The 6,829-nt window shown below is 51.1% G+C and carries 4 protein-coding genes and 2 tRNA genes; 1 reads left to right on the forward strand and 5 read right to left on the reverse strand.

Annotated elements, in window-relative coordinates; genetic code table 11:
- The 3 genes from AC3CB2_RS23375 to AC3CB2_RS23385 all read right to left on the reverse strand — a co-directional run.
- On the reverse strand, positions 1-249 hold a 249-nt coding region (locus tag AC3CB2_RS23375), incomplete at its 3' end, for a GTP-binding protein (protein WP_352936770.1).
- A 110-nt stretch (positions 250-359) separates the two neighbouring features.
- Positions 360-433: transfer RNA gene (locus AC3CB2_RS23380), tRNA-Gly, on the reverse strand.
- 19 nt (positions 434-452) lie between these two features.
- Positions 453-537 (reverse strand) — tRNA-Tyr (locus tag AC3CB2_RS23385).
- Positions 538-960: 423 nt separating this feature from the next.
- Between AC3CB2_RS23385 and AC3CB2_RS23390 the strand changes: the two genes are divergently transcribed.
- A complete protein-coding gene (locus tag AC3CB2_RS23390; protein ID WP_352936777.1) occupies positions 961-1,830 on the forward strand; it encodes a TrmH family RNA methyltransferase in 870 nt (289 codons plus the stop codon).
- A 123-nt stretch (positions 1,831-1,953) separates the two neighbouring features.
- Here the strand turns inward: AC3CB2_RS23390 and AC3CB2_RS23395 are convergent, their stop codons facing one another.
- Both AC3CB2_RS23395 and AC3CB2_RS23400 read right to left on the reverse strand, forming a co-directional pair.
- On the reverse strand, positions 1,954-4,653 hold the full coding sequence (locus tag AC3CB2_RS23395; protein ID WP_352936779.1) for a calcium-binding protein: 2,700 nt from the start codon (positions 4,651-4,653) through the stop codon (positions 1,954-1,956).
- Entirely contained in the window at positions 4,598-6,343 is a 1,746-nt protein-coding gene (locus tag AC3CB2_RS23400; protein ID WP_352936781.1) for a M10 family metallopeptidase C-terminal domain-containing protein, read from the reverse strand. Before AC3CB2_RS23400 ends, AC3CB2_RS23395 begins: the two co-directional genes overlap by 56 nt.
- Positions 6,344-6,829 lie beyond the last annotated feature (486 nt).

Genomic DNA, 6,829 nt, shown 5'->3' on the forward strand with positions numbered 1-6,829 from the left:
ATAGTCAGCGTGGCCTGGGCAGTCAACGTGTGCGTAGTGACGAGCGTCGGTTTCGTACTCAACGTGCGCTGTGGAAATGGTGATACCACGTGCGCGCTCTTCAGGAGCACCGTCGATTTCGTCATATGCTTTAAAGTCACCAAACTGTTTGGTGATAGCAGCAGTCAGCGTAGTCTTGCCGTGATCAACGTGGCCGATTGTGCCGATGTTGACGTGCGGCTTATTACGTTCAAATTTTTCCTTCGCCATGGGCGTAGCTCTCTATTTAATCGTAGTTCCGTCGATCAAGGCTCGGAGCCATCCAAACGAGGACCCCAAGGATTCTTTAGGATAAATTCTCAAAGCGACTTTCGAGATCTTGGAGCGGGTGAAGGGAATCGAACCCTCGTCGTAAGCTTGGAAGGCTTCTGCTCTACCATTGAGCTACACCCGCAATACCAATTTCTTGTCGATGGTGGAGGAGGTTGGATTCGAACCAACGTAGGCATAGCCAGCGGATTTACAGTCCGCCCCCTTTAGCCACTCGGGCACTCCTCCGAGATCGACGAAAAATTCTCCAAAAGAGAACTTTTTGAAACTCGTTTTGCGAAACACGCCGCTTAACTGACAAGCAGTTGCGCCGCGTCCTGTGGCGCGGTTTATGCCGCTGAGAACGCCATCTGTCAACGCCTCTTTTGCAAGTGCCTGTGCAAAATCAACAAGGCAGATAGTTTTCCCCCTTTTTTGTCGGAAAACTAACCGACGGATTTTACGTAGAACCTTGCTAAATCACAGCTCTTCACAGTGAACCCGGCAATTTTGACGTAAATTCTTTTTTCTGGAAAACGATCTGAACAGCCCGCTCTTCAACCCATTTAAAAGGCCGCGCACTTTCTTTTTCTCAAAGGCATAAAAAAGGAATGTTTAGTCTCCCCTCTTTATTCCCTTGAAGCCTGATCTTGACCAGAGTATCGAGAGCCCATGAGCAACTTTAAAAATCAAAAGAGCACAGGCGGCAGCCGTTGGAGCCCGACACAGGGCAACGACCGGCCCTATAAGAAAAAGCGCCCGGACGGAAAATCCTCTGGCGGCAGCTTTTCAAAAGGCAAGCCCTGGCAGAAGAAATCAGCTGCTGAAGATGGCCCATTCTATATATATGGCCTCCACACCATTGAAGCAGCCTTCAAAAACCCGGAGCGCAAACGCCACAAGCTCGTTGTGACGCAAAACGCCCTGCGCCGACTGGAAGAACGCAATCTGAAGATTGATGTTCCGGTTGAAGACGCCAGCCCGCGCGACATCGACAAGCTCGTCGGCAAAGACGCTGTCCACCAGGGCGCGGCCCTTCTGGTTGACGCCCTGCCCGAGTACGGTCCGGAAGAACTCAAAGACGGCCAGCTGGTCCTCGCGCTGGATCAGGTCACCGACCCGCACAATGTAGGCGCAATCCTCCGCTCCGCCGTTGCGCTGAATGCCGACGCCGTTGTCACCACCCGCCGCCACGCACCTGAAGAAGGTCCGGTTCTTGCCAAAACCGCTAGCGGCGCGCTGGACATGATCAAACACGTCCGCATTCAGAACATGGCCCGCTTCGTGGAAGAAATGCGCGACAAGGGCTATCAGGCCATCGCTCTGGACAGTGAAGGCCCGGAAGCTGTCGAAAACACCGCCTTTACTGATAAGACCCTGCTCGTGCTCGGCTCTGAAGGAAAAGGTGTGCGCGAAGGCGTGCGCAAAAGCTGCGACACCCTCGCCCGCCTCGACATGCCTGGAGAGATCAAATCGCTCAACGTCTCCAACGCCGCGATCCTCTCCCTCTATGTCGCCCGCATGAAAATGGGGCTGACCTGACAATCAGCCGCTAGCACCTCTGCTAGGCAGGTGATCAGAACAGACCATCCCAAAGCAAAACCGCCGCAGCTCCTGCAAAAATGCAGAGAAGCCGCAGCGGTTCTTTTGTATCAAGACTGATGTTTAGAGGATGAAGTCCTCAACGCTCAGAGCATCAGATGCACTGACAGCAATTTTCATGTCAGCCTTCGCATCACCATCCACATCAGCATAGACATACTGCGTCGATCCGATTGCATCGATCCAGACAGAATGCGCCGCTGCACCTTCTTCGCTGAAGAGGAAAGCCTGATCTCCAATACTCTTAGCGTTGGCATCAATCCGGCTGAAGTCGAAGAGATCTTCGCCATGATCAAACTCACTGACCCGCTCAGCAATCCCAACAACAGACGCATCTGAAACCGACGTATAGATCACCGTATCAACGGCATCATCATTGCCGAGATTGATGTAATCCCGACCACCGCCGCCTTGCAGCGTATCAGCGCCTTTGCCACCCCTGAGCGCATTCTGACCTTCATTACCGATCAAGATATCATCACCAGAACCACCCGAGGCTCTCTCAACATGAGAGATCTTGGCAAAACCGATCCCGATGTCCTGCATTTCTGTAACCGACAGATCAACCTTCACAGACTCAGAGCCATCGTAGGTCAGCGTATCATTGCCAGTACCGCCATCGATGATATCCGTGCCCGTGCTGAGTGTGATCAAGTCAGAACCGTCGCCACCATTGATAGTGTCATCGCCGTCGCCGCCATTCAGGTTGTCATTACCACTGCCGCCATTGAGAGTGTCATTGCCACTCCCACCTTGCAGATAGTCATCACCGCCGGCACCCGACAGTACATCATCTCCATTTCCACCATGGATCTCATTGCGAAGGTCATCACCGGTCAGATGATCATCTCCATCACCGCCACTGATGTTTTCAATGCCAGTGATCGTATCAAGGCCATAGCCGGTGTCTTGAGCGCCAGTATTACTCAAATCAACATGAGCACCTTTTGAGCCAGTTACAATCAGCCTGTCTTTGCCTTCACCTCCACGGATGATGTCATCGCCTTCATCAAGGGTGATTTTGTCATTGCCGTCTCCCGCATTGACCACATCATCCCCATTGCCTCCATCGAGAATATCGTTGTCAGCCTCGCCTTCCAGTAGGTCATCGTCATCGCCACCATTCAGCATGTCTCGGCCAGCACCGCCCCACAGGCTATCGTTGCCAGCACCGCCATTAAGAACATCGCCACCAGCATTGGTTTTGATAATGTTGTCTGCATCAGTGCCGGTCACACGATCCCGGCCCGAGCCAGTCGTGACGTTTTCGATGCCTGTAATGTCAGCCAGACCAATCCCCGTATTTCGCGCGGAAGTGAAAGAGAGATTGATGTTGAGATTCTCATCATAATCAGCAATCAGATGATCAACCCCGTCACCACCGCGAATGGTGTCGCGGCCACGGGAGAGAAGGATGGTGTCATTGCCGGCGCCGCCATCAAGGATGTCTTTGCCGGAACCAGCTTCGAGATAATCATCCCCATCACCACCAAACAGGGCATTGTTCCCCTCTGTGTCGATCAGGTTGTCATGGCCAGCATCACCGTGCAGCTCGTCATCTCCAGCTTCACCACGCAGGATGTCATCACCATCCCCGCCATGCAGCGTGTCATTGCCACTCTCACCGTAAAGCTGATCTTCACCAGCTCCGCCGTGCAGTTCATCATCCCCGGCACCGGCACGCAGTTCATCAGAACCATCATCACCAAACAGCTTGTCATTGCCATCGCCTGAGGTCAGCTTGTCCTCACCGGCACCGCCATGCAGCTCATCATCCCCGTCACCTGTGGTCAGCAGATCATTGCCTGCATCTCCATGCAGCACATTATTGCCTTCCGTAGCTTCAAGAATGTCATTTCCCGCACCGCCGATCAGGGTATCATCGCCAGCTCCGCCGTAGAGCTTGTCGTCACCCTCACCGCCTTCAAGACGGTCATTGCCGCCAAGACCGGACAGCACGTCATTTCCGGCATTGCCAATCAGAGTGTTGTCACCCTCTGTACCGATCAGCTGATCATCACCACCGCCAGCTTCAAACCCCTCGATACCACGCAGGATTTTCACACCAGAAGCCGTCTCAAGACGGGTATGCTTCAGATCGACAATCAGAGCCTCATCATCGGATGCCCGCACAATGTCATGTCCGGCACCACCGTCCAGCAGGTCTTTACCCTGCCCCATGATGAAGACATCATCACCACCACCGGCGTAAATTCGATCATTGCCATCATCACCGGACAGCTCATCATCACCTTCACCACCAAAGATGATGTCATTTCCGGCACCACCTTTGATTTTGTCGTTGCCGTCATTGCCTTCCAGCTTATCATCGCCGCCACGGCCATCGATCACATCATCGCCACCCATACCGCGCAGGGAGTTGGCACCATCCGTGCCCGCAAACACATCATCATGTTTGTTGCCGGTGATATTCTCCACATTGGTGATCTTGTCCATGCCGTAGCCGGTATCCTGCACATCCGTCACAGCAAGATCGATACGAGCACCCTTTTTGCTATTGATGGTGATCCGGTCATTGCCAGCACCGCCATCGAGAATGTCATTACCATCTCCAAGAATAAGGCGGTCATCACCCTCGCCAGCTTCAACCAGATCATCACCAGAACCTTCATTCAAAGTGTCATTACCGGTTCCGCCATAGAGCTCATCATTACCATGGGATCCGCTGAGATAATCATCACCAGCCTCACCAAGGATGATATCGTCCCCCCCCGTTCCCGCGAATGCTGTTGTTCTCTGCATTGCCGCGCAGATAGTCATTGCCGTGACCAGCAGAAATGCTCTCAATGCCGGAGATCGTGTCGTTACCATAGGCTGTTTCAATGGTGTTTTCAGTCAGATCAACACGCGCATCCTGACGGCCATAGAAGTAAATGATGTCGGTTCCATCACCGCCGTGAATCTGGTCATCACCAGCATCCAGATCAAAGCGATCATTCCCTGCACCGCCATACAACTCATCATTGCCGTTGCCGCCCTTTAGGTAATCATTCCCTTCATTGCCATAAAGGGTGTCATCACCATCATTGCCCTGCAGTTTGTTGTCAGCCTCATTACCGATAAGGCGATCATCACCGGAACCACTATCAACATTCTCAATGCTGATGATCCTGTCACGACCGAAGGAAGAAACCAGTTCCTCCCGATTGAGATCGACGGTCATATCCGCATCAGTATCAATATGCAGCCAGTCCGATCCTTCGCCGCCGTCCATAACGTCATTGCCAGCCTCAAGGTAGAAGTGATCATCCCCCTCAAGGCCATACATCTTGTCGTTACCACGACCACCCCACAGGTGGTTATCTGCAAAGTTGCCGGTGATCTTATCATTGCCACGCGTGCCTACTGCGTTTTCAATGACAGTGCCCACCGCAATGCTGATATTCTTTCGCTCTCCTTCAACAGAGGAGGAATATGGCAACGTATCATCAGCCTGTGTCACGCGCAGATCTATCGTAGCCTTTCTGAAGCCCGACAGATCCAGCGTGTCATTGCCGCCACCATCAACAAGTGTGTAGGAGTTGTTGTTTCCGTAACGAGCAAGGTCCACCATTCTGCGGTTGCCTTCCGCTGAAATATTGGTGTTAAAACCGTAGACTGTGTCGCCCAGGAAGGCATTGCTGGTGCCAAAGGTTTGTCCATTATAGCTCTGGTCACCATATATCTTGTCCAATGCCAGCAGATCCGCCGCAGCAAAGGTTTGAGGGACTGCGTTTGTGGCGCCTGAAGTCGGGTTTTCCCCCTGACCGAAATAGGACATCACCGAAACAAGTCTGGAATCGTTCAGGAAGGTCGTATTATTGGGGTATCTGCCACTCCCATTGTAATGCCCCTGGTGGCCCAGACCCAATGCATGTCCGATCTCGTGAAGAGTGGTATGTGCAAAATAGCCATTCTTTTGATTTGGATTACCGTGGGAACCTCCTTCGCTCAGATTGATGCGTGAATATTCAACAATCCAATTCCCATTCTCCCGATCCCAGGAATAACCACCGTGGCCAGCAAATGCCTTGCCCTTCACATTATTGGTAAAGTTGAGATCTGCCGTTTCTTCTGTCGTTTCAACAAAGTTAATGCCAGTGACAGAAGCCACATAGTCCAGCGCTTTCTTAATATGGGCTGCACTTTGCGCACTCACACCATCACTATCAAAACGGCTCCCAGAGACGTTGTAAGTAAGTGTGCCAGACTTTGCGTGTACACCCGATCCACTGAGGTTGAACCAGTTAGGGTTCCCCCAATACTTCGTTTTCAGAAAATCAGATAGTTCATCGAGTGTAGCAACTCTTTTACCGCTGCCATTACCTGAGCTGTTTGTGCCTTCCGCATTCTCTGAAGTATTTTCAGAACAGCACGAACAACCGCAGCCATCAGGGTGATTTTCAGGTGCAGACGGTACATTTTCGTCAAGCACACCAGTTTCATTAGTCATTTTCAATTCTCCGCCAAGCATATCATTTTCTGATATATCTAGCGGACATACTCGGACTCAGAGAGAGTTTTCAAGTATAGTCCGAGTCATTACTTGACTCAAAGAACATGTCTCTATGAAAGTTTTTTCATTGCATTTTATCTAATATGTATATTTAGATATTATTCCCAATAATATTTGAATTCATATAACTTATACAGAGCATATGAGATGAATAATCTTAATTATGCCATATTTAATCAAATTAACCCAGACAACAACTTGTAAGTATCTTCCCCTATAAACCTATACAATCCAGGTTTCAGGCCAATAGCAAAGCACAGGCTGCAAAGCAGGCACGTCGCCATAAGAGACCCTTGGAGTATTTGAAGAAGAAGCTATCGAGCTATCGAGCTATCGAGCTATCGAGCTATCGAGCTATCGAGCTATCGAGCTATCGAGCTATCGAGCTATCGAGCTATCGAGCTATCGAGCTATCGAGCTATC

It is taken from the genome of Pseudovibrio sp. SCP20 (assembly GCF_057774105.1).